Origin of the sequence: Paenibacillus sp. FSL R5-0473 (assembly GCF_038004565.1) — a bacterium.
GTDB lineage: Bacteria > Bacillota > Bacilli > Paenibacillales > Paenibacillaceae > Paenibacillus > Paenibacillus amylolyticus.
Genome location: NZ_JBBORL010000001.1, coordinates 6170799 through 6195955, shown reverse-complemented (window position 1 = coordinate 6195955; position 25157 = coordinate 6170799). Strand labels below are relative to the sequence as shown.

The following is a 25157-nucleotide window of genomic DNA, read 5'->3' as shown; positions in this document are numbered from 1 at the left end:
GTTTCACATTGTATTTTATTATACTATAATACGTTGAACCCAATTTGATCTACTATGATTTAATTTTGTATGATAAAACAACAAAAATCCAGCTTAATATGACTGATTTTTACACACTTTAAGGAGGAAATCTCATGACAACAGCTCAAACCGCACAACATTTACAATCCACAGTAACTCTGCATAACGGTGTTTCTATGCCTTGGTTCGGACTTGGTGTATTTAAGGTAGAAGAAGGATCTGAACTGATTGAAGCCGTGAAAAATGCGATTAAACATGGATACCGCAGCATTGATACTGCTGCAATATACGGCAATGAAGCTGGTGTTGGCCAAGCGATTGCAGAAGCTTTGCAAGAAAACAACCTGAAACGCGAAGAACTGTTTGTTACATCTAAAGTATGGAATGCAGACCTTGGATATGAAGAGACACTTGCCGCTTTTGATACCACATTGAACAAACTGGGACTGGAATACCTTGACCTGTATCTGATTCACTGGCCTAAGGCAGGCAAATACAAAGCAGCCTGGAAAGCAATCGAGGAACTGTACGCAGCCGGCCGCATTAAAGCTATTGGCGTAAGCAACTTCCAGATTCATCATCTCGAAGACCTGATGCAGGATGCCAAAGTGAAACCGATGATCAATCAGGTGGAATACCACCCTCGCCTGACTCAGGTTGAGCTTAAGGCTTTCTGTGAGAAGCATGGTATCCAGCTTGAAGCTTGGTCGCCTCTGATGCAAGGTCAGCTGTTGGACAACCCAGTGCTCACGGCGATTGCTTCAGACAAAGGCAAATCGGTTGCACAAGTCATCCTGCGTTGGGATCTGCAAAATGGAGTCATTACCATTCCGAAGTCCACCAAGGAAAACCGGATTATCGAGAACTCCTCCATCTTCGACTTTGAACTTTCAAATGAAGAGATGGATCAGATCAGTGCTCTGAACGAAGATGTACGCGTTGGACCTGATCCGGACAACTTCGATTTCTAATGAATAGCCTTTTTGGAGCCTGCTTGGTTTGACATAATATAACGAAAAAACACCGGACCAGTATCCGGTGTTTTTCGTTATATTCTCTTCCCTATAGCCAAGCCTCGCTAAAACTGCACGTTTCAATTCAAAATGTTGTAACCCATTTTTTAACTATTGAACCTGCCACAATGCAGGGACATTTGATGGTTCCCACCCAGACAAGGATGTGTGGGACTGCAAACATTTATACGTCTTGTTGCTATAGGTGACCAGCTGTCCTACAGTATAGGCTGTATTCGCCTGCCAGACGGAAACGCCCGGATTTGTCGTTCCTGCTGCCGTTTTCACAGTCACCGCATTGCTCGCAGCAGAACCATTCCCCGCCGCATCCTTTGCTTTTACCGTAAATGTATACGAGGTATCCGCTGCAAGCCCGCTGATCGTTGCTGTCGTTCCGGTCACGGATGTCGCCAGAGCCGTTCCGTTGTACACATCATAACCCGTTACACCCACGTTATCCGTGGATGCCGCCCAGCTCAGCGTTATGCTGGATGTTGTTTGCGCCGTTGATGCCAGGTTCGTCGGTGCAGTTGGCGCTTGCGTATCACCTCCCGGCTGAGTCGTAGTGCTCACGGTTACAACATTACTGGCTGCAGACAGATTGCCTGCCGCATCTTTTGCTTTGATCGTAAAGGTATAAGAAGTACCTGCGGTAAGTCCATTGATCGTTGCTGTCGTTCCGGTGACGGATGTTGCAAGATTATTGCCGTTATAGACGTTATAACCGGTAACCCCTACACTGTCCGTTGAAGCATTCCAGGCCAGCGTTACCGAGTTTGCCGTCACGCCTGTCGAACGGGCATTACCGGGTACGCTTGGCGCCGTCGAATCTGCTGGAGGCACTGTACCTCCGGTAGGCAGATCGGCTTTCAGTTTATTTTGAAGTGTTTTGTTCCGGTCACCGCTAAGTTCCCAGAACATCGCTCCGCCGAGTCCCTTGCTCTTGATATAAGCGGTTTTATATCCAATAGACTCCGCATCGTCATAGCTAATAAATCGCTTGTTGGTCGCATTATAGAGATATGGCACCTTGGCCGTGTCATTCCAGTAACGCGTGTACCCGTTTTTGTTAATGTAGTTGGTCTCCAGATCATAAAAATCAAAGGAGCCTGCTTCCCATGTTCCAACGGAAGAACCTCCCGTGCAGGTCTGATACTGACCATTGCCCGCCTGTGCGCATCCATCCCAGCCGCGGCCATAGAACGGAACACCAAGCACAAGTTTAGCGGCTGGTACGCCTGCATTCAAATGCCCTTGTGCTCCGGCAGCCACATTAAATGTATTGGCATCCGGCACCCCAGCAGCCGAAGCCGCAGGGTCATAGTTCAACGGCGCGTTATGCGCGCTGACTTTTTGCCAAGCCCCGTTAAAATCGTATGTCATAATATTAATCCAGTCGACGATGGCAGCTATATTGGCAAGCTCAGTATTCGCAGCATAGGTCGTCGATGCACCGCTTGCAATCGTAAGCAGATACTTCTTGCCGTCCACAGCTCCGGCAGCATCCAGCTTCTCACGGATTTTGCTCAGAAGCAGTGTGTAATTTTGCTTATCCTCAGGACGTTTGCTGTTACCATCAAGTCCGCCTGATACCGGATACTCCCAGTCCAGATCTACTCCGTCAAAATTGTATTTCCGCAGGAAGTCGACGGCAGAGTTTGCAAATACCTCTCGCGTTGCAGCAGTCGCAGCTACATCAGAGAAGCGGTTGGACCATGTCCATCCTCCCACGGAGATGATTGTCTTCAGATTAGGATTGATCTGCTTCAGCTTGTTAAGCTGATTGATATTGCCTGCAATGGGCTGATCCCACGTATCCCCTGCAAATGTCTTGCCGGTATCAATCCATGGATCGCCAAGCACGATCGTTCCATTTGGTACATTGATCGTCTGGCTCTTCTCATTCTGACACGTCCAGGTCACCGGGTTAGGGCCTGAAGGGTCTGGATTTCCATGAATACCGTTCCAGCAAATATCGGCAAACGCATAGTTGATATGCGTGACTTTGGTTGGGTCGATGTCCGTTACATTATAGTTTCTCCCATACGCAGCCCAGGACGGGTAGTAACCAACAATTTTATAAGAATCTGCAGCTGCTGCCGTAGCGGGTTGGAGCACAAAAGAAGGAATAATGACGGATAAGAGCAGGGATAGACCCAGTAAAAATGTTGCAGTCTTCTTAAAAGCAGTGTGTTTATTAAAATGTATCATCTAATACACAACCTCCTTTGTCGTTTGCGTACTCAGCCCGTTCAGGAACGGACGATGTGCGCTCGAAAACTGATTATTCGTATATGCGTCCCAGTTGATTGACCAGGTCATAATCCCTTTTATCCCCGCATAGCCCGCAGGCTGGAGCAAGGTATAGGAACCGCCGTATGACACACCTTTGATTAGGTAATTCAGTGCCTTTTGCAGCTCGGCTGGCGTTGTATAACCACCTCCAGCAGCCTGCTGGGAAGCCGGTACACCGATGGCAATCTGATCTGGTCGTAAGGGACTAAAGAAAGGGCCTGTGCTGCCGCCTACATGAAAGCCTTGAAGCAACATCTCCGCCATGGCCACATGGAAATCAGCTGTTCCTTGGGCGTAAGAGCGCCCATCCAGCCCCACCATGGAGCCCGTGTTATAGTGCTGCACATGAAGCAGGGTCAGGTCATTACGCAAGGCATGGATGACTGGCAGGTAAGCTCCCCAAGGGCCGCCGTAGCTCAGATATCCACCCTGTACATAGGCCGTCTCCGGCGCAGCCGTCAGGATGAAATTGGCGCCGAAGTGTGACTTAACCGCTTTCACACCTTGGATGAGGTTAACAATTTTCGGTGTAGTTGGACTACGGAAATCGGTATCCCCTGCATTCAGAGACAGGGAGCTTCCTTCCAGATCGATATCTAGACCATTGAAACCATACGTGGAAATGATTGATTTTAACGAATCTTCGAACTGCTGTCTCTTGGTTGCGTCGGTAAGCTCAATGGTACCGTTGGCTCCCCCCATGGAAAGAAGTACTTTTTTCCCCTGGCTTTGAAGATAGGCAATATCGGATTTGAATTCGGCTACCGTCGCATTGTATGGAGTAAAAGCAAGTGTTCCGCTGCCATGTGAAATCGGTTCGGCAAAGGAGACATTAATGACGTCATAGGCGGTTGATACGTTACGAAGTCTGATATTCGTTGAACCATTATCGAAGTTATGCCAGTAGCCGATCAGCCATTTGCCGCCGGTTGGCCCCGGATTGGATGATCCATTGGAAGTTGTCACACTGAGGGAGTTGCTCGCAGTGGATATATTGCCTGCGGCATCTTTGGCTTTTACCGTAAAAGCATAAGTCGTGCTAGCTGTCAGTCCCGTGACTACAGCCGTTGTAGTTGAAGTACTTGTCACAAGGACGCCGTTTCGGTACACCTCATACCCCGCTACGCCCACATTATCCGTGGATGCATTCCAGGAAAGACTCACGGAGGTGTTCGTGATGGAGGATGAAGTCAGACCCGTAGGAACAGAAGGTGGTGCCGTATCTGGCGTTGGCGTTTCCCCTCCCGAACCTTCCCCGACGTATTTCCACAACGCGGGCACAACAGAGGGCTCCCATCCGGTCAACGCCGTATGGGCCTGAATACACTCATAATCTTTATTTTGATATGTTACGAGGTCTCCTTTCTTGTATGCGGTGCCTGCCTGCCACTGGGCGGCGGCATCGGCTCTCGGTGCAAACCACGAAATAAGTAGAAGAAATGCCAAAGCAAATGTAATGACCGGGCGGAATCGAACAGCTTGATTCAAGCAAAATCCCTCCTGTACTAAGGATACGTTCACCTTGCAAACAAAACTTCAATTTTCCACCTGCATCTGATCTGTGATCGATTAGAGCCAACCTCATTCAGCCATCTGATGTTGCTTGTCACTTCACTCCCTTCCCTTACCAAAATGGACCTTCCCTCTCGTGTTCTTTTTTTGCAGGTACCACCCAAATTTTACAGGGAATTTACAGATCCTCACCCTGTATTTAATCAGTAAAATGCAAAAGAGATAAGGGATAAAATAGTTCTATTGGGGGCGAAAAATGTAATATAGCGCACAAAAAAGGTTTTCTTTCAACTCCTTAGGAGACTTGAAAGAAAACCTGTGTTAGATATTTCGCAGAGAAGAGGGCGTATCTTACTGCCGCTACTCCCCTCTCCTTTCCAAAGGCTGCCATCCATCCACGCCGGACAGAATCAGAGGTACAGTGTACTCGGCCGCTTCCTGTTCGGTCAGTATTTTGGCCCAAGGCACACGATCAGCAGCACTTCCGGCACCAGGTCCGGCGCTGTTATATTCAGCATACTGAACGGTCTGCTCTGCATCTGTCTTGTTCCAGTTGTGCCATCCCTCCCGCTTCACATGAGCGCCGATCCAGCAGTTCAGAAAACAGACTTTGGCATGATGACGCCACGGTCTGCCCAGATACACCGACTGCGGAGGAGCATTGCTGGTCAGATCACAGTCCAGAAACACATAGCCGTAACGCACATCCTCCGGCGTAGAGGCTGCGGTAATCCAACCGTTCACTTGTCCATCCGTAGCCTCCGCTTCAGTCAGGCGATTCTTCGTAAAGATCTCGCAGCCCTTAAACACCACCGTAGCCGAACCAAAAATAAAATCGATATCACCTTCGATGTAACAGTCCTCGAAATACTGCCGCAGTTTGCGCCGCTCGGCACCATCGCGTGGCCCGCCAAAATAACTGCGATCCATGGGCTGCTCCGGCAGCGGGCCGGTGAAGATCGTATCCTGGTGACCGATCAAACGACAGCGGCGAAAGACCGCCCGGTCTCCATCCACATAAACGGCCAGGGCCTGACCAACCTGCTTGCCCGGCCCGGCAGCATTTACGAAGGAAATCCCCTCTGCCGTGAAATCATCGGCACCAACGAAAGCCGTATAGGAATGAAACGTATGATATGGCGACCCGTCCGGAAACTTCTTGAGTGCATGATCATCATACGTAATGATCGTCTGCTCCGCCCCCTCACCAATCAGGTGGATGCCCGGCTTCTCCATATGCAGCTTCTCATGATAGACACCAGCCTTCACTCGAATTGGAACGATTCCGATGCCATTCTCCGGCAGCGCATCAACTGCGGCCTGAATCGTCACATAATCCCCTGTCCCATCTGAAGCAACAGTCAGACAGGGAGCTGATGATTCCAATGCTGTATTTGGCAATCTCTGCTGCGTCATGGCAGTCGCTCCATTTCCAGTGCTGCCAGCAGAAGCGGAGCCACACCCATAAAGGAATCGCTTACAACCGCTTCGGTTACATAGTAGTTGTACGAGCCATCCCGATCCAGGCTTAGTCCTGCGCCATGACAGATCCCGTTTAACCGAACGCCGTCAGCCGTCTCCTCCACCAATCTGGAGGACAGTCCCTGCCATCCCTTCTCCGCCGCAGCTCTGAAATGCGGCTCCAGATACCTTAGTCGCACACCCTTCGCAAGTGCATATACAAACATGCTTGACCCGGATGCTTCCAGATAGTTGCCTTTGCGGAAGCCCTGATCCAGCACCTGGAACCATAACCCGCTCTCCTGCTCCTGCACGCGTACCAGAGCATGACACATCCGTTCGAAGATGCCGATGATGGTTCCGCGCTTTGGATGATTCACGGGGAAATGCTCCACGCTGTCTACAATCGCCATGGCATACCAGCCCATCGCCCGGCTCCAGAAGTGTGGTGAGCACCCTGTCGATGAATCTGCCCAGACCTGCTCCTTCGATTCATCCCAGCCATGATAGAGCAGCCCGGTCCGCGGATCACGGGTCTGGCGTTCGATCAGCAAAATCTGATGTGCCACTTCATCCCATAACTCGGGGCGATGAAATGTCTTGGCATACTCGGACAAAAAGGGAGAGGACATATACAGGCCGTCCAGCCACATCTGGAATGGATAGATTTTTTTGTGCCAGAAACCGCCCTCCGACGTGCGGGGTTGCCCTGCGAGCTGTGCTGCCAAGAGATGAGCCGCTTCTACGTAACGCTGATCTTCAGCACCATCCAGTAAGGCAAACAGGTTTTTCCCCTGATTAATCTGATCCAGATTATATTCTTCCAAAGTATAGGTGCCAATAGAGCCGTCCGGCTGGATATATAGGTCCATATGTTTTTTCATAAAATCAACATACTCTTGTTTGCCATAATACTGCCCGGTTCGTGCCATTGCCATCAAGGTCATGCCTTCCACGTATGCCCATCGTCCCGAAGGGAACGCATGATAACCGTCCCCGTCACATTGCTGGATGATCGTTGCTGCAATTCGCTCAGACCAGGATAACTGTGTCTGTACCTGCATAAGCAATTCCTCCTTGAATGTTGTACTTACCTAATACATACATGTATGACTAACGGATAACCGCTTCACTCTTCAAAGGTTGCTGTCCTTATTGCCGGCACATTGCCGTTGAATTGCGAAGGTTCAGCTTAGGCTGAATGACTACCGGAACATCGACCTGTTCATCACGGATCAACGAGACAATCAACTCTGCTGCCTGCACGGCCAGTTCATCCAGAGGCGGGCCAATTGTAGTCAAGGCCACCTCGGCATATTGCATATCCGGCAGATCATCATACCCGATTAACGAGATATCGCGTGGAACACTGTAACCTGCCTCAAGTAAAGCCCGGAGTGCACCTCGGGTGACCAGGTTGTTCAGTCCAATAAAAGCTGTCGGCGAATCCGCCCCAAACGCATGATTACGTATGGCAAAATACCCGTCTTCCCAAGAGGAATGCGCTGGCAGCACATGGTCTTCGTTAAAATCCAGACCCGTACGCTGCAACGCTTCCCGGTATCCCTCCAGTTTAATATTCTGGGAGTTGCCGATGAATCCGATTCGGCTGTGGCCCAGCGATTTCAGATGCTCCACTGCTTTGAACAGCCCTTCTTTGCGATCAATCTTGATGTAAGGAGAGTTCGGCGCTTCATCTGTACCCAGCACAAAACATGGCATGTTGAGTGTTGCAAACTTTTTCCAGAACATCTCCCGATTGTCCAGTGCATAGTCCCACAGAATACATCCGTCCACGCGCAGCTGGCTGAAGACATCCACTCCATCATCCGCCACAACCAAGATCATCTGATATCCCCGCTTCTTCAGCTCGGTGTGCAGACGGCCGGAGATGTTCGAGAATAACGGATTGCTCAGCTCATCCAGCACAAAACCGATGATGTTGCTTCTGCCTGTGGAGAGCTGCCGGGCCAGCATGTTTTTCCGATATTGATGTTTCTCTGCGACTGCAAGCACCTTCTGCTTTGTTGCCGGTTTGATTCGGGGATCATCATTCAGCGCCTTTGATACCGTGCTATAGCTCACCCCCGCCAGTTTAGCAATGTCTTTAATGGTTATCAAAATCAATCAACACCTCTCATACGCCTGAAGCCCTATTTCTTATTTCTGTGCAGATTTATAACGATCATATTGTGCCTGTCTGCCCGCAATAACCTGCTCTATATTCATCTTCTTCAACGTCTCAATATAACTGTCAAACTGGTCCAGACTGGCGTCCCCGCTAATAAACTTAAAGTTCATCTCTTCCACATATGTGGTGATGTCAGGCATCGCCATGCTTTCCACACTCGCTTCATCGGGCAGGGCATAGACAAACGGGAACGGTTCGCGCACATACGGCTCCAGTTCTTTATCCATCTTCGCATGCCAAGGGGCTACGACGGAATCAGCAGAATCAGTGGATTGGATGTTCGGCAGATTCACCGGACCAATGCCGAGCTTCTGAATGTATTCATTGTCCTTGCCTTTGTCCGTGAATGTCTTCACGCCATTCTCTTCCGTATACGTGTCATCCTTGATGCCCCACGTATAATACGTCTGTGCTTCCTCACTTACGGCATAGTCCAGGAAACGGAAAGCAAGTTCGGGATTTTTACTATCACGTGTAATGCCAAAGATGCCACTCACTGGTGTACGTCCTACATAGAACTGATCCCCATGCGGTCCTTTCAGTGGTAAAATGCCTTTGATGATAGGCTCTTCCGGATTGTAATCCTTGAACAACGGACTGTAGACCATCGACATATACCAGCTAAAATTAAACGTTGCTCCCGTCACATCCTGAGAGATGCGCGACGTGACCTGATCACTCGTGGTACTCGCATAATCCACCCCAAGCAGACCTTCCTTGTACAGTCCGTTCAGATAGGTCAAGTACTCCTTATAGGTAGGCTCATAATAGCTGAAATGTACTTTGCCCTGATCATCTGCGTAGAACTGGTTGGACAGGTCGAGACCAAATGCCGGGCCAAAGGCCATTGACACAAATTTTGCTTCCATGGACAGCGGAATCTCATCGGCTTTTCCGTTGCCGTTCGGGTCATCTGTCTTGAATTTGCGCAGCATCGCCGTGAATTCATCCAGCGTGGTCGGCTCGCTTAATCCCAGCTTATCAAGCCAGCGCACATTGACCATAAATACCGGCATGTAGTTGCGGGTTAACGTCTGCTGCGGGATATAATACATTTTACCATCTGGCGTTGTTAAACTGGCTTTAACCGAAGGCGACTTTTCATATATTTTTTTGAGATTCACGCCGTATTTCTCTACCAGTTCATTAATCGGAATGAATAGACCGCTGTTAATGTACTTCATCAGCTGATCCTGATCCGGCAGGTACACGATATCGGGCAAGCCGGTACCAGCAGCCAGCCTCGGATTGACGGCATCCGCATAATTCTGCGGCGGAATCAGATCCCAATCCACCGTCACACCGGCGTTGCTCTCAATTTTCTTCACGATGGCTGCGGTGGACAAGTCCACATTGGTCGTCCAAGCGTTGGTGCCGAGAATAGACAGCTTGGCATCCGGTTGATCCGTCACCGGCCCTGCTCCGGTATAATTGAAGGCTGGCTCCGAACTGGACGGGGTGCTCCCCGCATCGGTTCCCGCCCCTGTTCCGCCGCTACATCCCGCCAGGCTGATTGCCAGTATCGCTGCGATTACACTTTTTCTTCCTGCCCCTTTAAATCTCATCCATCATTCCTCCTTGGTATGAACCATTTTGAACTCCCTTGAATGACATGACACTTAAGTAAGTAAAGCTATCCTTTCACGGCTCCGAGGGTGATCCCCTTAACGAAGTACCGTTGGATAAACGGGTAGATCGTAACAATAGGCAGAATGCTGACCACAATGGATACATAACGAACCTGAAGGGAGGAGACCGCCAGCGCACCGGATGTCATCGTACCGCCCATCTTCTGCATCACTTCCGGCGAAGCCATGATCAGCACTCTTCGCAGGAACATCTGTAAGGGCTGCATATCCTGTTTGCCCAGATATAATAGGGCCGTGAAAAAGTTGTTCCAGTGGAATACCGCATAGTACAGCGTGAGCACAGCCAGTGTTGGCTTAATGATCGGAACCGCCAAACGATAAAGCATCGTCATCTCGTTGGCCCCGTCTATACTGGCACTTTCGAAAATTTCATTCGGAATACCTTCGAAAGCTGAGCGGCAGATCATGACGTTAAACGTAATCACCAGCACAGGCAGCACCATAACCCAGCGAGTGTTGTACAGCCCAAGCGAGGTAATCAGCATGTAGACCGGAATGAGTCCACCCGAGAAATACATGGTGAAGGCGATGAAGAAATTCAGCTTGCGACGTAAGAAAAACTGCTGTCTGGATAATGGAAACGCCGCAAGACATGTTGCCACGATGTTCAACAGTGTGCCTACCACGGTGTACCAGAGGGTGTTGTAGAACGAAACCCACAACTCCTTGTATTGCAGTACCATTTGGTAACCTGACAGGGTAAACCCAACGGGCCACAATACAACTTTTTGTTTGTCGATGGCATCCACCGAGCTGAATGAAATACTAATGACGTACAGAAAGGGATACAACGTGACAACAACCGCCAGTATGGTCAGCAGGTAGACACATCCGTAGAACAAACGGTCACTTCTCGATTTTTGCATACAGGTCTCCTTTGGTCCGGGTTATAGTCTTACCAGAGTGACATCTTGGTCAGGCGGCGGGTCATGGAATTGGCAGCAAAAACAAGGATAAAGGTGATGATGGAGTTGAACAGGCCGACCGCTGTGGCGAAGCCGTAATTCTGGCCCTCAATCCCCATCCGGTATACATAGGTGGACAAGACATCAGCCGTTTCGTAGGTGGCTCCGTTGTAGAGCAGATATACTTTCTCGAAACCTACACTCATAATGCCGCCAAGCGACAGAAGCAGAAGAATGACAATGGTTGGTTTGATACTGGGTAGGGTCAGGTGCCATAGCTCCTGGAATTTGTTGACGCCATCAATTTTGCCGGAATCATACATCTCGGGGTCGATCCCCATAATGGCTGCAATGTAGATGATGGAGCTGAAGCCAAAGCTCTGCCAGATGTCGGAACTCGTGAATATGGTGCGGAACCAGCTCGCATCCATCATGAAGTTCACTTTTTCCATGCCAAGACTCGCGATGAGGGTGTTCACAATACCGTCTGTTGGTGACAGGAAGTTAATAATCATGCCAGCTACAACAACAGTGGAGATGAAGTGAGGAAGGTACGTAACCGTCTGGGCAAATCGCTTGAATGTCCGGTTCTTGATCTCCACGATACAGACAGCGAATAAAATCGGAATGGAGAAGCCAAACAGGAGTGGCAGGAAGGCGAGCAGAAATGTGTTACGCAGCAGTCGCCAGAAGTAAATGGAATTCACAAACTGTTCGAACCAGCGCAGTCCCACCCACTCCCCGCTGAGCATTCCCTGCCCCGGCAAGAAATTACGAAATGCCAACAACACGCCAGGCATCGGAAGGTACATGAAGATGAGGTAATACAGAAAGATAGGCGAAAACATCAGTAGCAAATATTTATCCCGTCTGATCAGGCTGAACAGCGTGGACATGCGTTTTTTCAACGTGAAACACTCCCCTTCGCTACATAATTACAACGTTTGAATTTTTGAATAAAAGGAACTATCATTCCACTGACGCATTTGTTATTCATCTCATTCACATTTTGTAACAACCTATATCATTTTGCGTAATAACGAGATAACTAATTTGAAACAGTCCTCCTTACACCGTATTTCTTTCTTTTAAATACTTGCCATAATTATAATTACAACGTTGTAATTTTAATCTAAATGTATACGCTTACATAAACTTTTTCCCATCTTAGCAAAGTCTTCAATGTTTGGCAACAAAAAAAATCAGTGGCATGCTGTAACGTACTAAAATACAGTCTCGCATATGCGAGACTGCCCGTTAAAATCTACACATGATTCCGATATTCCATCGGTGTCATAACATACACTCGCTGAAAGGCTCTGTAAAACTGACTGACGCTGGAAAATCCCAGTTCATAACTGATTGTGGTCACTGAATCCGTTGTATGACGGAGCCTCCTGGACGCTTCTTCTACGCGCAAATTCAGCAGATATTGATACGGTGTTGTTCCCGTAAGAGCCTTGAAAGAACGCATAAAATGATACCGGCTCTGATGTGCGACCATCGCCATCGAATCAATATCCATTGGGCCTGTATAGGCACTGTGAATGTAATCCAGCACTCGTTGGAGATGAGGGTCCATGAATGTACCGGGATTTACAGTCCTTTTTCCATTTTCCTGCCCCGTCAACATACGTCTTAGATACGTCTCGATCGCCATTTCTGTTTCCTGCACTTGCAGAATTTCGGGCACATCATCTAACAAAATGGAATTCCAGCCTCGAAACAGACTGCTGATCTCAGCAGGATCAAATGTCTGGGTAGGTCGAAACTCAGCTCGCCCCCCACTTAACTCCGCACCTTCGAAACTGCCTAATGGCGGTTTACGGAACTTAATCACAATGACAGCCGAATCCGACCCTATCTCAAAATAATGCTCAGTCTGGGGATGAGCAATAATCCCTATCCCTGCTTTTAGCGGGTATGCATGCCGTTCCTGTACCAGATGACATTGACCTCTGACCGGCAGCGTTAGCTGATACCAGTCGTCATGTATATGCGGCTCATTCGCAAAGCCTCCGGTAGCTTTCCATAATTCCAACCCATTTAGCGTCATGTTTAATTCCATCGTTTGCTCACCTGCTGACATTATAGCAAATCGTGCTCACTTTCCAAGCACTTTTCACAAAGACATGATCTGCCCCCATCTTTTATCATAGAAAAAAATAAATCGAGGTGATCTCCCATGGCTCAGGCCACTTTAAGCAAAATGCAAATCAACTCCTCCGCCAATTGGGCACTTGCCGGAGTCAGCTTCGCCCATCTGCTGAATGATGCGATGCAGACAGTGGTTCCGTCTGCTTTCCCGTTATTCCAGCAGACCATGCAGCTAAGTTTCGCCCAGATGGGCTGGATTGCCTTCACCCTGAATATTACCGCATCCGTCCTTCAGCCACTGGTCGGTTATATGTCAGACCGCAAGCCAATGCCGATCCTGCTTCCCGGAGGCATGTTATTCTCCCTGATCGGTGTTCTCGGCTTAGCCTTGTCTTCCGAGTTATGGATGTTGCTTGTTTCGGCAGCATTGATTGGTATAGGCTCATCCATCCTCCATCCCGAATCCTCACGTGTGGCCCATATGGCAGCCGGACGAGGACGCGGAATGGCGCAGTCGATCTTCCAGGTGGGAGGCAACACAGGACAGGCTATTGCTCCATTACTGGTCGCCTTCATCCTGCTGCCACATGGGCAGCGTAGTTTTCTATGGCTGATGGGCTTTGCCCTGATCGGCATCTTCATTCAGTCTTTTGTCAGTCGTTGGTACAGAGACAAGCTTGCCGAGACTCACATTCGTCAGCAACGCCTTCTAAAATCAAGTGGCGCAGGGCCAGCAGCTCGGCCTGTGAGCAGGGGATTCATCGCTTTTACAATGGGAATTCTCATCCTGCTGCTGTTCTCCAAATTCGTTTATATTGCAGGCATGACCGGGTATTACGCCTTCTATTACGCGGATGCACATGGCTTGCCTCTCTCCCAGGCACAGATTTGTCTTTTTGTTCTGCAATTTGCAGGTATGGTCGGGACCTTGCTCGGCGGCCCACTCGCTGACCGCTACGGACGCAAACCGATGATCTGGTTCTCCATTGCAGGCACTGCACCGTTTTCCCTGATGCTACCTTATGCGGGCCCCGTCTTGTCCATGGTATTATGCGGGATGATTGGACTCATCCTGATGTCCGGCTTCAGCGTCATCATTGTTTATGCACAGGAATTGCTTCCTCGTCATATTGGAACGGTATCCGGATTGTTTTTTGGCCTGTCGTTTGGAATGGCTGGGCTTGGCTCAGTTGTGTTAGGTTCCTTAATTGACGTGACCAGCATTTCGTTTGTTATCAAGTTATGTTCGTTTTTGCCACTGCTTGGTGTGTGTGCTGTATTTCTGCGCAAGGACCAACCAAGAACAGCGTGATAACCGTTGAAACCTCTTTCGTTTTGTGACTACAATACATCTAGGACACTCGAGGATAACAGAAGGGAGGAATAACGCATGATTATTGATGTACAGCATGTCACTTGGAAAAGGGGACCCCTTACCCTGCTGAACGATGTGAGCTGGCAGGTGAATGACGGTGAACACTGGGCGTTGCTTGGCCTGAATGGCTCAGGCAAAACAACACTCCTGAACATGATCACCGGATATCTCTGGCCGACCGAAGGCAAGATATCCGTGTTAGGCCATGAATATGGTGATGTGGATCTGAGACAGCTTCGCAAATCCATTGGCTGGGTCAGTTCATCTCTGCAAGAGAAATTGCATGGCACAGACCGCACGCAGTATGTCGTGATCAGCGGCAAACACGCCACCATTGGCCTGTATGACAAGCTGTCAGATGATGATCTGGATCAGGCACAGGAATTGATGCAAACGCTGGGTTGTCAGCACCTGTGGGATCGCGAATATCGTACCTGCTCTGAAGGCGAGAAACAGAAACTTCTCATTGCCCGAGCACTGATGGCCAATCCGCGCGTACTCATTCTGGACGAGCCTTGCAATGGACTGGATCTGTTCTCAAGAGAGCGACTGCTGGATAGCATCCGTGAATTATCACAGCGTCCAGATACCCCGTCACTCATCTATGTCACCCATCATACCGAGGAAATATTGCCTGTCTTTAGTCACAGCCTCCTTCTTCGCCGGGGTGAAATAGTCCATAGCGGATTAACTAACAATCTGATGAACACCGAAGTGCTGAGTAACTTCTTCGAGGCACCTGTGGAAGTTGATCGGCACGGAGAACGTGTCTATGTCAGAGCAGCGGCGGATTCATAATTGCGGGGTTATACACAGCAAACGTAACATAGGTGAAGAAACTTAACAGTAAAAGCCCAATATCTTATCCACATGTGGATAGATTTCGGGCTTTTCACTCCTATATCTAGTGTTATCCACCGTTTTCTGTGTAGAACTTTCTAATTTATGAGTATAACTTTACGGTTTCATCTATTTTCCGCACACCTAGAAACAGAAATAGTGGAATGCGTTGCCTGCGCAGATAGGTCTCCTCGTTTACAAAATAAGCACGTTGTGGTGCTGACTCGCGCAAATGTTCTACACGGAACCCTGCCCGCTGCAATGCCATAAAATACGATTCAATGGAACGATGCATCTTTTTCACAGAACCGCCCATCCACTGCTGCTCCCGATATCCTTCTACAAAATACTGATCAACCACCCAATCCGTTCGAGTCCCGGAGGGTTGCAGTGTGGACGTGATCACAGGATGTTCTACAGAGAATACAAATGTCCCGTTCTCTTTCAAAGTATTGTATATGTTGCGGAACAGGCTCTCCACATCTTCAATATAGTGAACAGCCAGTCTTGATATAACCAGATCGTACGCTCCGGCCGGGTAGGTCCAGTCTTCCATGAACGCTTGCTCAATCCGGGCATTTAATCCTTTTACCGATTCGTTAGCTGCCTGAATCATATTCACAGAACCTTCAATTCCCGTATACGTCGCACCTTCGCGCTCCCGACTCAGCAATTCTGCGGCGAACCTTGCATCTCCACAACCAAGGTCCAGTATGTTCTTGCCGGCAACATCTCCAATCAACTCCAGCATCACCGGCTTCTCCAATGTATCATTGACATTCTCCTGCCACTTGCGACGTTCCATATACTTCTCAAAGTTCGCCTCATCATCGTAAAAGTCCGATCCTCTGTCCTTCATTCCGTGACCCTCCATTTCGGATAAGCATACTTCCTATTTACAGCCTGTAAGAGTATACAGAATATGGATGTGTCTGGCTATAACAAAAAGGCTGTTGTCTGGAGTTATCCAGCAAACAGCCTTTCTGCCTTACACTTCTACAATTTTAGTCGCTTAGCCAAAACGTTCTGTTTTGTACCATTTGCTTTCGCGTTTCCGAATCTTGTCCATAATCAAGGAGTAGAAAGCCTTGATCGAGATCAGGATGAACAGCTGTGCATACGTGAAATAGGATACGCAGGCATAGATGAAATTACGGGTATTGCTCTGTCCAATATCTGCGGCAAGTGCCAAATTGATCTGTAACACGTAAATAAAGTACATGAGTGCCCAACCAATGACCAGGAACACATATGCATCGCCGGCAAACTGGAACGGTGAACTTACCTCTGGTTTAAATATGGCAATGACCTGATAGACCAGATTCACGAGAAATATAATATCCGATACAATGATCGCAAGCATAAACCAGAAATAACTGACGGCATAATAGATGACTAGCAACTTATTACGCCAACTGGAACGGTTAAACAGGTTATGGATATTATCCAGTACCACTTGGTAGTTCCCCTTGGCCCAGCGTTCGCGCTGCTTCATGTACACACTAAGCTGTTCCGGCTCCTGCTGATAAGCTTCCGCTTGCGGCGCAAGTGCCACAAACTGTCCGCGATTCAAAATCTCAAATGATAACGCCGTATCTTCTGTAATAGCTGTCACATCCCAGCCGCCAATCTCCCGGATCAACTCGGTTTTGATAATGTAATTCGTCCCCGGGATGGAACCAAGCTGGAACAATTCCCACAGACCCGTGTGATACACACGTTGCGAAGTAATGATCTCCAGATTGATGCATTTGGAGAGGAAATTCTGACCTCTGTTGCGTGCTTTGTTTCTGCCAAAAACCACGCCATATTGTTCAGGATTCTCAAGCGATTTTTGGGTCAAAAACATTAATGCATTCCGTTCAGGTGCGGCATCTGCATCGAAGATACAGATCCAATCACCTGTGGCTATGTCCAGTCCGTCATTTAATGCCCCGGACTTGCCACCTGTTCCTTTACGCTCCATTACTGTTACATTGCGATGCATATAACTGGTCTGACTGAGGAATGATCTCAGCTTCTCTGCGGTATCATCTGTACAGTTATCCGCGATCACGATGACCTGAACTTTATCCTCCGGATAATTCAGGCGCAGGATGTGCTCTACTGTCGCAACAATGACCAGACCCTCGTTATGCGCAGGTACCATGACCGTGACTGTTGGATAATGATCCATATCTTCAGGGATCTGAATCCCTTTTTTGTCCTGTTTATTAATAAAACGAATCGCACCTGCCATAATAACAATCGACTCGAATACGGCAATCCAGATACTAAATATAGATAATATTAATATAAAATCAGCCACTTACTTTCCTCCGATCATACTTGCGAATAACTTTCGACCGAAAGCGAAGGGTTGCAATTGTTAACCAAATCGTGAATACCGCAAATAAAGAACTGACGGCGATACAGATCGGGATGAACCAGGACATATAGTCCACAGCGCCTCTCTCCTTCCCGTTATATAAGTTCAACTAAAGATTATTTACACTGACACTCCGAGGACAGAACAACCTTCCGATCGCTGTTATCCCCAGATTTTTTTGATTCCCTTCTTCATAAGGGAAAATCCAGGGATAAAGGCGAACGCTACGCTTCTTCAGATTATTTCTGTCCCCTCCGTTATCGTGTAAATGATTAGTTGAACTATATAACTTATATATACTCACCGATGAGATCGGTCTCTGTGTTTCGTTCAAGGGCGGCAATAACCGCGTCAATGTCCTCGTACTTGCTGAATTGCTCCTTTTGGAATACCAGAGCACCAGAGCGTATCACCGTTTGCAGCTCATTTCCCTTTTTATCAATAATATGAAGATCCATTATGGCTTTTTTGATCCGCTGTGTAAGAAGTGGAAGATATTCCACATTCACCATCGGACATATGATGACAAATCGCCCACGATCCACGAAAAATTTATAGTCCTCATACCGAATCTGCTTCTGAATCATACCCGAGATTTCAAGCAGGAACTGTGCATACCGGACAGAACCGAGGGATTCCATCACCAGTGGCAAAAATTCAATCTTGAACATGGCAATGCTGAATCCATACTTTTCGGAGTACCGACGAGCAAGGTTACTATGTTTGATTAACGTATCTGCCAGCGCTCCCTTATTACCAAGCGTGGTATCCAGATCGATTTCCGGGTTACGGTCCTGCATATCCTGGAGACGTTCCACTACACGCGCACTGCGCAGCAGACTTGCCTTGATGAACGCAGCCACGGCAACGTTGGCAGGGATGAGCAACCACCAGGAGAACACAAGCACATTTGCATCAGCATAAGTAACAAGCCACACAAAATAAGAAACCAGATATACAAACCCCGTCACGACGGATACACCAACAGGCAGAAAAAGACCAAAAACCAAGGCACTCAGCGACACGATACTAAAAATCAAATCCCCTGTAGTGTAGCTCTGATCCATGTACACTTTAAGATAAATCATCAGTTGCTGCATGAGGGCTAGTCCAATTAAAAGGGCATATCCCCACGCAATACGGCGGGTAGGTGCTTTATTCCTCATAGTTCCTTCTCTCCGTTGAATTTATAGAACTCTTGTTCAACCTCACTTCTTTTATATCGCAACAATTTATGACATGTTTAGACAAAACTATGCTAACACATTGAAGAATTCATTAAATGACAAAATCATTACTTTTTCATATTTTTCTGTAAATTAACTTCTCCCAATAAAGGAAAAAGATTATCAAACAGATGTGTGTTACCGTCAAATACATATCCACCTGGATAACGAGAGTCCTGACCACGCAACGTAGTCATATGGTTATACAACTGTTTGGCCCATTTTGGATCACCTGAACGAACAGCGAGTAAAATGGCAAGGCCATATACCGAGGAAGATTCATAAGAGACGGCAGGTGTGCGTGATTCTCGCTTATACTGTCCGGGCAGCTGATGCCGGGTGTTGAACTCTTTTTTCAAAAAAGAAATGAGCTTGTCCGGTTTGCGGTCGGTCACGGTTAGATGATTCGCCACGATCAACTGGTCGATCAGATTCACCGTATCATCATACGTAAATTTTTTACGGACTACATCGAAGGTCTTCGGATAGAACAATCCATCGTCAGGCATCTTCTTCAGCAAAGCTTCGTACTTGGCATAGGTTCCCCGTTCCACCATCTGATGTTTTTCCATCAATTGAAGAGACGGGAGATCAACATAAACCAGGCTTAATGTATCTGTGGAGTGACCACTCGCAAAATCGTGAAAATCAACATAATATCCTTTATTCTGAACCGATTGCGAAAGTGTACGGGATATTTCCGAAGCCGTTTCCAGCTTGGCTTCTCTTCCTTGTTTCCATTGATCTGCTGCCTTTAATAAAGCACCAACAATTCGAAAATCATCGCCAAGCGCGTTGGTAGTCACTTGAGATTCACCTTTGGCATCCAGCTTCCAGGCAATATATTTTTGCGGCATGAGGAAATAGGTGGTCAGCAGTTCATAGCTTTCCTCGAATAACGCCTGATCATTCTTGGCTACAGCATATTGCATCCAAAGACCAAGTGATTCAGATAAAGCCTCTCTGCCTGCTACGATGTCCGCTCTCTCTGAGGTAGCATCTTGCAAATAGGTCGCAATTGTACCATTAGGATTAGTCATATGATCTTGAACAAAGGATACCGTAGGGGATGATTCATTCATCACAAACCGCTCCTTCACAAAAATAATTAACGCTGCCGTGATACTGACTGCCAATATGATCCACCACGTTAGCCTTTTTCGGTTTACCCGTTTCATGACTCCCTCCTGTACTGATGCTTCCCTGGCATAATGATTCTTCTCCTTTGGATAATTTCGGCTAGAGTCTGGGATGCAGGGGTCAAGAATCGTTCCTCTGTTCATTCCGAAATATCCATGTAGGGTCGCCGTCCACCCTTTTTGACAAATTTCCAGTCCACCTCGATATTATGTCGCATTCGACGTAGAAGCATGACTGCGGTCTCGATCTCTTCCTCCGTCAGACCATCCAGAGTCACCTGATCCGAATGCACGCCCTCTTTACGAATGAATTCCCATGCTTCAAGCCCAGCTTTGGTGGGATACAACACCTTATTCTTCTTATTACCCATTGCTGGCTGTTTAATAATGAATCCATCGGATTCGAGTTTGCTAATAGCTCTGGCCGCCGTCGTGCGATCCACTTTGATCAGTTCAGCAAGCTGATTCGGAATAATGCCCGGATTCTCACAGATTCGATACAGATATAGATATTGTCCACGGGACAGGTTCAGATGCTGAAACTCGACATTACTGATTGAATCCAGACAGCGGGCAATCATACCAATTTCACGCAGCACTTCTTTTTTCTCAGTCAACACACACTCACGCCCCTATAAAATTGTTGCATTCGCAACATAATTGATGGTATAACTACAGTTGAATTGGCTTCAATTTTAAACATATAGCTCAAACCGTATACATGGAACGAAAATCGTTCCATATTCCTGTTATGTACCAGTTTATCACGTCAGGATAACATTACGATCACCTAAAGGAGAAACATTCATGAATACAACGATTGTTGAAGTTAATAATCAGGAACTGCTTGATGCGTGCTTCGCCATTCGTACTGCTATTTTCGTCGAAGAACAAGGCGTACCCGCAGCGGACGAATTCGATGCTTATGATACATTAGACGCGGAGGCACGCCACATTCTGCTCTACGTAGACGGTGTACCTGCTGCTTCCTCCAGACTGCGCATTGTGGAACAGGTCGCCAAATTGGAACGGATCTGTGTCATGCTTGATTACCGCAAACACGGCCTGGGCCGTGTGCTGATCGACAAACTGGAGCAGATGGCTGTTGCTGATGGTCTTGAGAAAGCCAAGCTGCACGCACAGGTACAAGCTTCCGGGTTCTACGAACGTCTCGGATATGCACCCGCGTCGGAAGTATTTATGGAAGACGGCATTCCCCATCTGCTGATGACCAAAAAACTGAAATAATGAAACTCCAAAAAACGCCTCCGTTATCACTTCTCAGTGATTACAGAGGCGTTTTGCATTCAGGCAACACATTCGCGAACTCAACAACGGTAGGTGGCACGTACAAAGTACAGGCACTAATTATACAACCAAGTATCCTAACTTACTTGCCAGCTCCGCGTTGTATCTTATCCCAGTGCCAGACGGCCTGGTTCGGATTCGGCAGCTTTGTTCTTCATTTGTTTACTACGCAACTGTCCGCAGGCAGCATCGATATCCGTACCATGTTCCATACGTACAGTGGAGTTGATGTTGTTCTTTTTGAGCGTATCATAGAAGCCCAGAATCGACTCTTCTGTACTCCGTTGATACTGACTGTGCTCATCCACCGGGTTGTATGGAATCAGATTCACACTGACCATACTTCTGCGACTGGACAACAGTTCAGCGAGCTCCGCGGCATGCTCACGTTGATCGTTAACATCACGTAGCAAGATGTACTCAAACATGATGCGTTTGTTCGTTTTAGCCAGATAATAATCCACCGCATCCATCAATTGCTCAATCGGGAAAGCCCGGTTGATCTTCATGATGTGTGTACGCAGTTCATTATTCGGTGCATGCAGAGAGATCGCCAGGTTAACCTGCAGACTACTGTCTGCAAATTCCTTGATCTTGTCCGGAAGGCCGCTCGTGGACACAGTAATCCGTTTGGCGGCAAGTGCCAGTCCTTTGCGATCCTTGATGACTTCGATGAAATCACTCATGTGTTGGAAGTTGTCAAATGGTTCGCCAATCCCCATGACAACCACGTTGGTTACCCGCTCGTCTTGACCCGCTGCATCCAGATGTCGCTGCACATGCATAATCTGTTCCACAATCTCTCCAGCGGTCAGGTCACGGCTCTTCTTGATCAGACCACTCGCACAGAAGCTACAGCCAATGTTACAGCCCACTTGTGTGGTCACACAGACAGTGAGTCCGTATTTTTGCCGCATCAATACCGTCTCAATCAGGTTGCCGTCCTGCATCCGAAGCAGAAACTTCACGGTACCATCTGCCGATTCCTGCTTCACATGTTCGCTAAGAGAGTTCATTGTGAAGTGCTCGGAAAGAACGTCCAGACATTCCTGACGGACATCGGTCATCGCAGGAAAATCGTGTACACGCTCTTGATATAACCATTCCCAGATCCGGGATGCACGGGATTTTTTCTGCCCATGCTCCGGCAGCCAGGAACGTAATTGCTCTAATGTTAATCCATATATGGATGACTTGTTCATTGTATAATCCTCTTTTCGCAAAAAAGCATATGGCTTATCGGTCCTACCCAAAAAACCTCTACTCCGTATTGTCCCAAAATTGACGAGGGAAAACAAGGGCTTTTGCATTTCTTCCAAGAGGTTTTATCCATGGTAAATCTGCACAACATACCATATTTCACCCTATCGGGCCTTCACCATTAGAAGTGAATGATACCGGATGTGTGCAGTAGAACCAGCAGAACCAGGATCGGAGCCACGTAACGCAGCATGAACAGCCATACCCGGAACCATCCGGAACGCAGGCCGGAAGCTTCAGCAGCCGTTTTCCAGAAGTATCCGGCAAAAATCGTTACAAGCAGTCCACCTACAGGCAGCAGGATGTTGGATGCTACAAAGTCCATCCAGTCGAACACACTCTTCGATCCAATCGTCCATTCAGGCAGCAAGCCGAGCGACAATACCGAAGGAAGTCCCACGATGAAGACCGCTAGAGAGATAACCCACACCGAACGACTGCGGCTCCAGGACAAACGTTCCATGAAATATTTCACCGGAACTTCCAGCAAAGATACTGCTGACGTTAATGCCGCAATAGCCAGCAGGATGAAGAACAGTCCACCAAACAAGAAACCAAGTGGCATCGCCGAGAAGGCCGCCGGAAGTGCCACAAAGATCAGTGAAGGTCCTTGGTCCGGTGCAATACCAAACGAGAATGTTGTTGGGAAGATGATCAGACCCGCAATGAACGCATAGATCAGGTCACCCGCGCCGACGGCAACGGTTGCCGCACCGAGGGATTGATTTTTATCCACATACGAACCGTAGGTTACAAGAATACCCATCCCAAGTGACAGGGAGAAGAAGGCATGCCCAAGCGCCACCAGTGCAGATTCCGTTGTAAGCTGCGAGAAGTCCGGATTCAGGAAGAAGGATACCCCAGCTCCTGCACCCGGCAATGTAACTGCACGAATCATCAGGATAATAAGCAGTACAAGCATAGCTGGAATCAGAACTTTGTTGAATTTCTCGATTCCGTTGGATACCCCTTTGGCTACAATCCAGCCTGTAATTAAGACCGCGACCAGTTGCCACACAATCGGCATATAACCGCCTATGAAGGAATCGAACTGTCCGGCATAATCCGGATTGTTAAACAGTGTTCCACTGAATGACGTAATTGCATATTGGAGGGTCCACCCTGCAATAATGACATAAAACGAGAGGATGATAAAAGGCGTCAGTACTTGCAGCAAACCGGCTGCGAGCCAACCTTTATGTCCACCTGCTTTGATAAAAGCCGTAGCTGCACTACCTCTGCCACTGCGACCAATCGCAAGTTCAGCCAGGAGCACTGGCAGACCAATCAGCAGCAAACAAACGATGAAGAGCAGGAAAAACGCAGCCCCTCCGTTCTCACCCGTAATGTACGGGAATTTCCACATGTTGCCCAGACCAACCGAACTACCAATGGCCGCCAGGATAAATCCAGCTTGGGAGAAACGTTCTCCTTTGCCAGCGTTGTCTTGATCTAGATTAGGCTTACTAAAATTCATCGTATCTACTCCATCACTTTAAAGTTTTCCCGTAATTATATACTACTCAACTTGTCAGGTCATTCGAAATTCGAAATTTGTCGAAATGTTATTTTTTTACATATAAAACACACGGAAATCTTCATCTCATAAGTTCCTTAAACACAGTATGTGATAAAGTCCGTTAGTCCAACCGTATGAAGTTTCAACAAATCCGTATTCCCAACTGTTCAAAGCCCAATAGAATCAAAAAGAGGTGTCCCCTCAGCCATTTGGATGACTGCGGACCACCTCTCTTTTTGAATTACACTTTAATTTGAAGTAACTCGTACTTGATAACGCCCATCGGAGCATTGACATGAATGACGCTGCCCACTTCTTTGCCCATTATCTCCTTGCCCAGCGGGCTCTCGTACGAAATTTTATTATCCGCAACATCGGCTTCGGCAGGACCAACCACTTTATATTCAATCTTCTCGGCGAACTCAATGTCATTAAGCAACACCGTGGATCCAATGCTCACTTTGTTGGAGTCTATATTGTCTGAAGAGATGACTCTTGCTTTTGTCAGCATCTTCTCCAGAATCAAAATTCGGGTCTCCATAAAGGCCTGATCATCTTTGGCTGAATGATACTCACTATTTTCCTTCAGGTCACCGTAACTGATCGCAAGTTTCAGACGAGCTGCCAATTCCTTACGCTTCACCGTCTTCAAATCCTTCAGTTCGTCCTCCAGCTTTTCCAAGCCTTCCTGTGTCAAAATCACTTCATCATTAGCCATTTTTCCATCTCCTAATCCTGCTATCTATCTATATTCTAACCTATATCCACTCCAAAGGGTTAGCATACCCCGGAAAAAGAAATAGCTCATCCATATATTGTATTTCAATGAAATCAGAACCATGCCCATCTCTTGAGATGAATTTCAAGGCTTTGTTCAATAATTGTACCGTTACAATCTGCACAACTGATGATGTCGTTTTCATCCGTTCGCTTTTACAATGAACACAGGGCAGCAGAAGTTTATAACCATCGCCTGCA

General features: G+C 47.7%; 21 protein-coding genes. 4 read left to right on the top strand and 17 right to left on the bottom strand.

Going from position 1 to position 25157, the window contains the following annotated elements:
• Window positions 1–134: 134 nt before the first annotated feature.
• Entirely contained in the window at window positions 135–992 is an 858-nt protein-coding gene (locus tag MKY28_RS27235) for an aldo/keto reductase (RefSeq protein ID WP_315370850.1), read from the top strand.
• A 153-nt stretch (window positions 993–1145) separates the two neighbouring features.
• Here the strand turns inward: MKY28_RS27235 and MKY28_RS27230 are convergent, their stop codons facing one another.
• The 9 genes from MKY28_RS27230 to MKY28_RS27190 form a co-directional block, all read right to left on the bottom strand.
• Window positions 1146–3245: a glycosyl hydrolase family 18 protein gene (locus tag MKY28_RS27230; protein WP_340937516.1), complete on the bottom strand. Its 2100-nt coding sequence runs from the start codon at window positions 3243–3245 to the stop codon at window positions 1146–1148.
• Window positions 3246–4817, bottom strand: a complete 1572-nt coding sequence (locus MKY28_RS27225) for a chitinase (protein WP_340937515.1) — start codon at window positions 4815–4817, stop codon at window positions 3246–3248.
• 384 nt (window positions 4818–5201) lie between these two features.
• Window positions 5202–6257, bottom strand: coding sequence for a pectinesterase family protein (locus tag MKY28_RS27220; RefSeq protein ID WP_338707332.1), 1056 nt, complete (start codon window positions 6255–6257; stop codon window positions 5202–5204).
• Window positions 6254–7366, bottom strand: a complete 1113-nt coding sequence (locus MKY28_RS27215; protein WP_340937514.1) for a glycoside hydrolase family 88/105 protein — start codon at window positions 7364–7366, stop codon at window positions 6254–6256. The genes MKY28_RS27220 and MKY28_RS27215 overlap by 4 nt, the downstream gene beginning before the upstream one ends.
• Before the next feature lie 88 nt (window positions 7367–7454).
• Complete coding sequence (locus tag MKY28_RS27210; protein WP_340937513.1) at window positions 7455–8423, bottom strand: LacI family DNA-binding transcriptional regulator; 969 nt, start codon at window positions 8421–8423, stop codon at window positions 7455–7457.
• A gap of 39 nt (window positions 8424–8462) precedes the next feature.
• The gene (locus MKY28_RS27205; protein WP_074092752.1) at window positions 8463–10058 is read right to left on the bottom strand and encodes an extracellular solute-binding protein; all 1596 of its coding nucleotides are present in this window, start codon (window positions 10056–10058) and stop codon (window positions 8463–8465) included.
• 68 nt (window positions 10059–10126) lie between these two features.
• Window positions 10127–11008, bottom strand: a complete 882-nt coding sequence (locus tag MKY28_RS27200) for a carbohydrate ABC transporter permease (protein WP_036612222.1) — start codon at window positions 11006–11008, stop codon at window positions 10127–10129.
• Between the two features lie 29 nt (window positions 11009–11037).
• Window positions 11038–11943, bottom strand: coding sequence for an ABC transporter permease (locus tag MKY28_RS27195; RefSeq protein ID WP_047841090.1), 906 nt, complete (start codon window positions 11941–11943; stop codon window positions 11038–11040).
• A gap of 368 nt (window positions 11944–12311) precedes the next feature.
• Window positions 12312–13115, bottom strand: a complete 804-nt coding sequence (locus MKY28_RS27190) for an AraC family transcriptional regulator (protein WP_340937512.1) — start codon at window positions 13113–13115, stop codon at window positions 12312–12314.
• A 117-nt stretch (window positions 13116–13232) separates the two neighbouring features.
• On the opposite strand from MKY28_RS27190, the gene MKY28_RS27185 reads away from it, so the two are divergent.
• Together MKY28_RS27185 and MKY28_RS27180 are read left to right on the top strand one after the other, a co-directional pair.
• On the top strand, window positions 13233–14456 hold the full coding sequence (locus MKY28_RS27185; RefSeq protein ID WP_340937511.1) for an MFS transporter: 1224 nt from the start codon (window positions 13233–13235) through the stop codon (window positions 14454–14456).
• Window positions 14457–14534: 78 nt separating this feature from the next.
• Entirely contained in the window at window positions 14535–15317 is a 783-nt protein-coding gene (locus tag MKY28_RS27180; protein ID WP_340937510.1) for an ABC transporter ATP-binding protein, read from the top strand.
• Window positions 15318–15462: 145 nt separating this feature from the next.
• Here the strand turns inward: MKY28_RS27180 and MKY28_RS27175 are convergent, their stop codons facing one another.
• From MKY28_RS27175 to MKY28_RS27155, 5 genes are all read right to left on the bottom strand, one after another.
• Entirely contained in the window at window positions 15463–16218 is a 756-nt protein-coding gene (locus MKY28_RS27175; RefSeq protein ID WP_340937509.1) for a class I SAM-dependent methyltransferase, read from the bottom strand.
• Window positions 16219–16371: 153 nt separating this feature from the next.
• Window positions 16372–17667: a glycosyltransferase family 2 protein gene (locus MKY28_RS27170; RefSeq protein WP_340937508.1), complete on the bottom strand. Its 1296-nt coding sequence runs from the start codon at window positions 17665–17667 to the stop codon at window positions 16372–16374.
• A gap of 350 nt (window positions 17668–18017) precedes the next feature.
• On the bottom strand, window positions 18018–18893 hold the full coding sequence (locus tag MKY28_RS27165) for a diguanylate cyclase domain-containing protein (protein ID WP_340937507.1): 876 nt from the start codon (window positions 18891–18893) through the stop codon (window positions 18018–18020).
• A gap of 128 nt (window positions 18894–19021) precedes the next feature.
• Window positions 19022–20131 carry a glycosyl hydrolase family 8 gene (locus MKY28_RS27160; protein ID WP_340937506.1) on the bottom strand — a complete coding sequence of 370 codons (1110 nt, stop codon included), beginning with the start codon at window positions 20129–20131 and terminating at the stop codon, window positions 19022–19024.
• Between the two features lie 101 nt (window positions 20132–20232).
• A complete protein-coding gene (locus MKY28_RS27155; protein ID WP_256720070.1) occupies window positions 20233–20673 on the bottom strand; it encodes a MarR family winged helix-turn-helix transcriptional regulator in 441 nt (146 codons plus the stop codon).
• Window positions 20674–20899: 226 nt separating this feature from the next.
• On the opposite strand from MKY28_RS27155, the gene MKY28_RS27150 reads away from it, so the two are divergent.
• Window positions 20900–21340: a GNAT family N-acetyltransferase gene (locus tag MKY28_RS27150; RefSeq protein ID WP_017691597.1), complete on the top strand. Its 441-nt coding sequence runs from the start codon at window positions 20900–20902 to the stop codon at window positions 21338–21340.
• Between the two features lie 167 nt (window positions 21341–21507).
• On the opposite strand, the gene rlmN is transcribed toward MKY28_RS27150, so the two are convergent.
• The 3 genes from rlmN to greA form a co-directional block, all read right to left on the bottom strand.
• On the bottom strand, window positions 21508–22602 hold the full coding sequence (rlmN, locus tag MKY28_RS27145) for a 23S rRNA (adenine(2503)-C(2))-methyltransferase RlmN (RefSeq protein ID WP_340937505.1): 1095 nt from the start codon (window positions 22600–22602) through the stop codon (window positions 21508–21510).
• Between the two features lie 179 nt (window positions 22603–22781).
• The gene (locus tag MKY28_RS27140) at window positions 22782–24137 is read right to left on the bottom strand and encodes a sodium-dependent transporter (RefSeq protein WP_036612255.1); all 1356 of its coding nucleotides are present in this window, start codon (window positions 24135–24137) and stop codon (window positions 22782–22784) included.
• 283 nt (window positions 24138–24420) lie between these two features.
• Window positions 24421–24897 (bottom strand): transcription elongation factor GreA, encoded by a 477-nt coding sequence (greA, locus tag MKY28_RS27135; RefSeq protein ID WP_036612258.1) that lies wholly within the window; start codon window positions 24895–24897, stop codon window positions 24421–24423.
• Between the last annotated feature and the right edge of the window lie 260 nt (window positions 24898–25157).

Bases quoted from the DNA above. Each gene is read 5' to 3' on its own strand.
- MKY28_RS27235 (WP_315370850.1), top strand. From the start codon at position 135: ATGACAACAGCTCAAACCGCACAACATTTACAATCCACAGTAACTCTG.
- MKY28_RS27230 (WP_340937516.1), bottom strand. From the start codon at position 3,245: ATGATACATTTTAATAAACACACTGCTTTTAAGAAGACTGCAACATTT.
- MKY28_RS27220 (WP_338707332.1), bottom strand. From the start codon at position 6,257: ATGACGCAGCAGAGATTGCCAAATACAGCATTGGAATCATCAGCTCCC.
- MKY28_RS27215 (WP_340937514.1), bottom strand. From the start codon at position 7,366: ATGCAGGTACAGACACAGTTATCCTGGTCTGAGCGAATTGCAGCAACG.
- MKY28_RS27205 (WP_074092752.1), bottom strand. From the start codon at position 10,058: ATGAGATTTAAAGGGGCAGGAAGAAAAAGTGTAATCGCAGCGATACTG.
- MKY28_RS27200 (WP_036612222.1), bottom strand. From the start codon at position 11,008: ATGCAAAAATCGAGAAGTGACCGTTTGTTCTACGGATGTGTCTACCTG.
- MKY28_RS27195 (WP_047841090.1), bottom strand. From the start codon at position 11,943: ATGTCCACGCTGTTCAGCCTGATCAGACGGGATAAATATTTGCTACTG.
- MKY28_RS27190 (WP_340937512.1), bottom strand. From the start codon at position 13,115: ATGGAATTAAACATGACGCTAAATGGGTTGGAATTATGGAAAGCTACC.
- MKY28_RS27185 (WP_340937511.1), top strand. From the start codon at position 13,233: ATGGCTCAGGCCACTTTAAGCAAAATGCAAATCAACTCCTCCGCCAAT.
- MKY28_RS27180 (WP_340937510.1), top strand. From the start codon at position 14,535: ATGATTATTGATGTACAGCATGTCACTTGGAAAAGGGGACCCCTTACC.
- MKY28_RS27175 (WP_340937509.1), bottom strand. From the start codon at position 16,218: ATGAAGGACAGAGGATCGGACTTTTACGATGATGAGGCGAACTTTGAG.
- MKY28_RS27165 (WP_340937507.1), bottom strand. From the start codon at position 18,893: ATGAGGAATAAAGCACCTACCCGCCGTATTGCGTGGGGATATGCCCTT.
- MKY28_RS27160 (WP_340937506.1), bottom strand. From the start codon at position 20,131: ATGAAACGGGTAAACCGAAAAAGGCTAACGTGGTGGATCATATTGGCA.
- MKY28_RS27155 (WP_256720070.1), bottom strand. From the start codon at position 20,673: ATGATTGCCCGCTGTCTGGATTCAATCAGTAATGTCGAGTTTCAGCAT.
- MKY28_RS27150 (WP_017691597.1), top strand. From the start codon at position 20,900: ATGAATACAACGATTGTTGAAGTTAATAATCAGGAACTGCTTGATGCG.
- rlmN (WP_340937505.1), bottom strand. From the start codon at position 22,602: ATGAACAAGTCATCCATATATGGATTAACATTAGAGCAATTACGTTCC.
- MKY28_RS27140 (WP_036612255.1), bottom strand. From the start codon at position 24,137: ATGAATTTTAGTAAGCCTAATCTAGATCAAGACAACGCTGGCAAAGGA.
- greA (WP_036612258.1), bottom strand. From the start codon at position 24,897: ATGGCTAATGATGAAGTGATTTTGACACAGGAAGGCTTGGAAAAGCTG.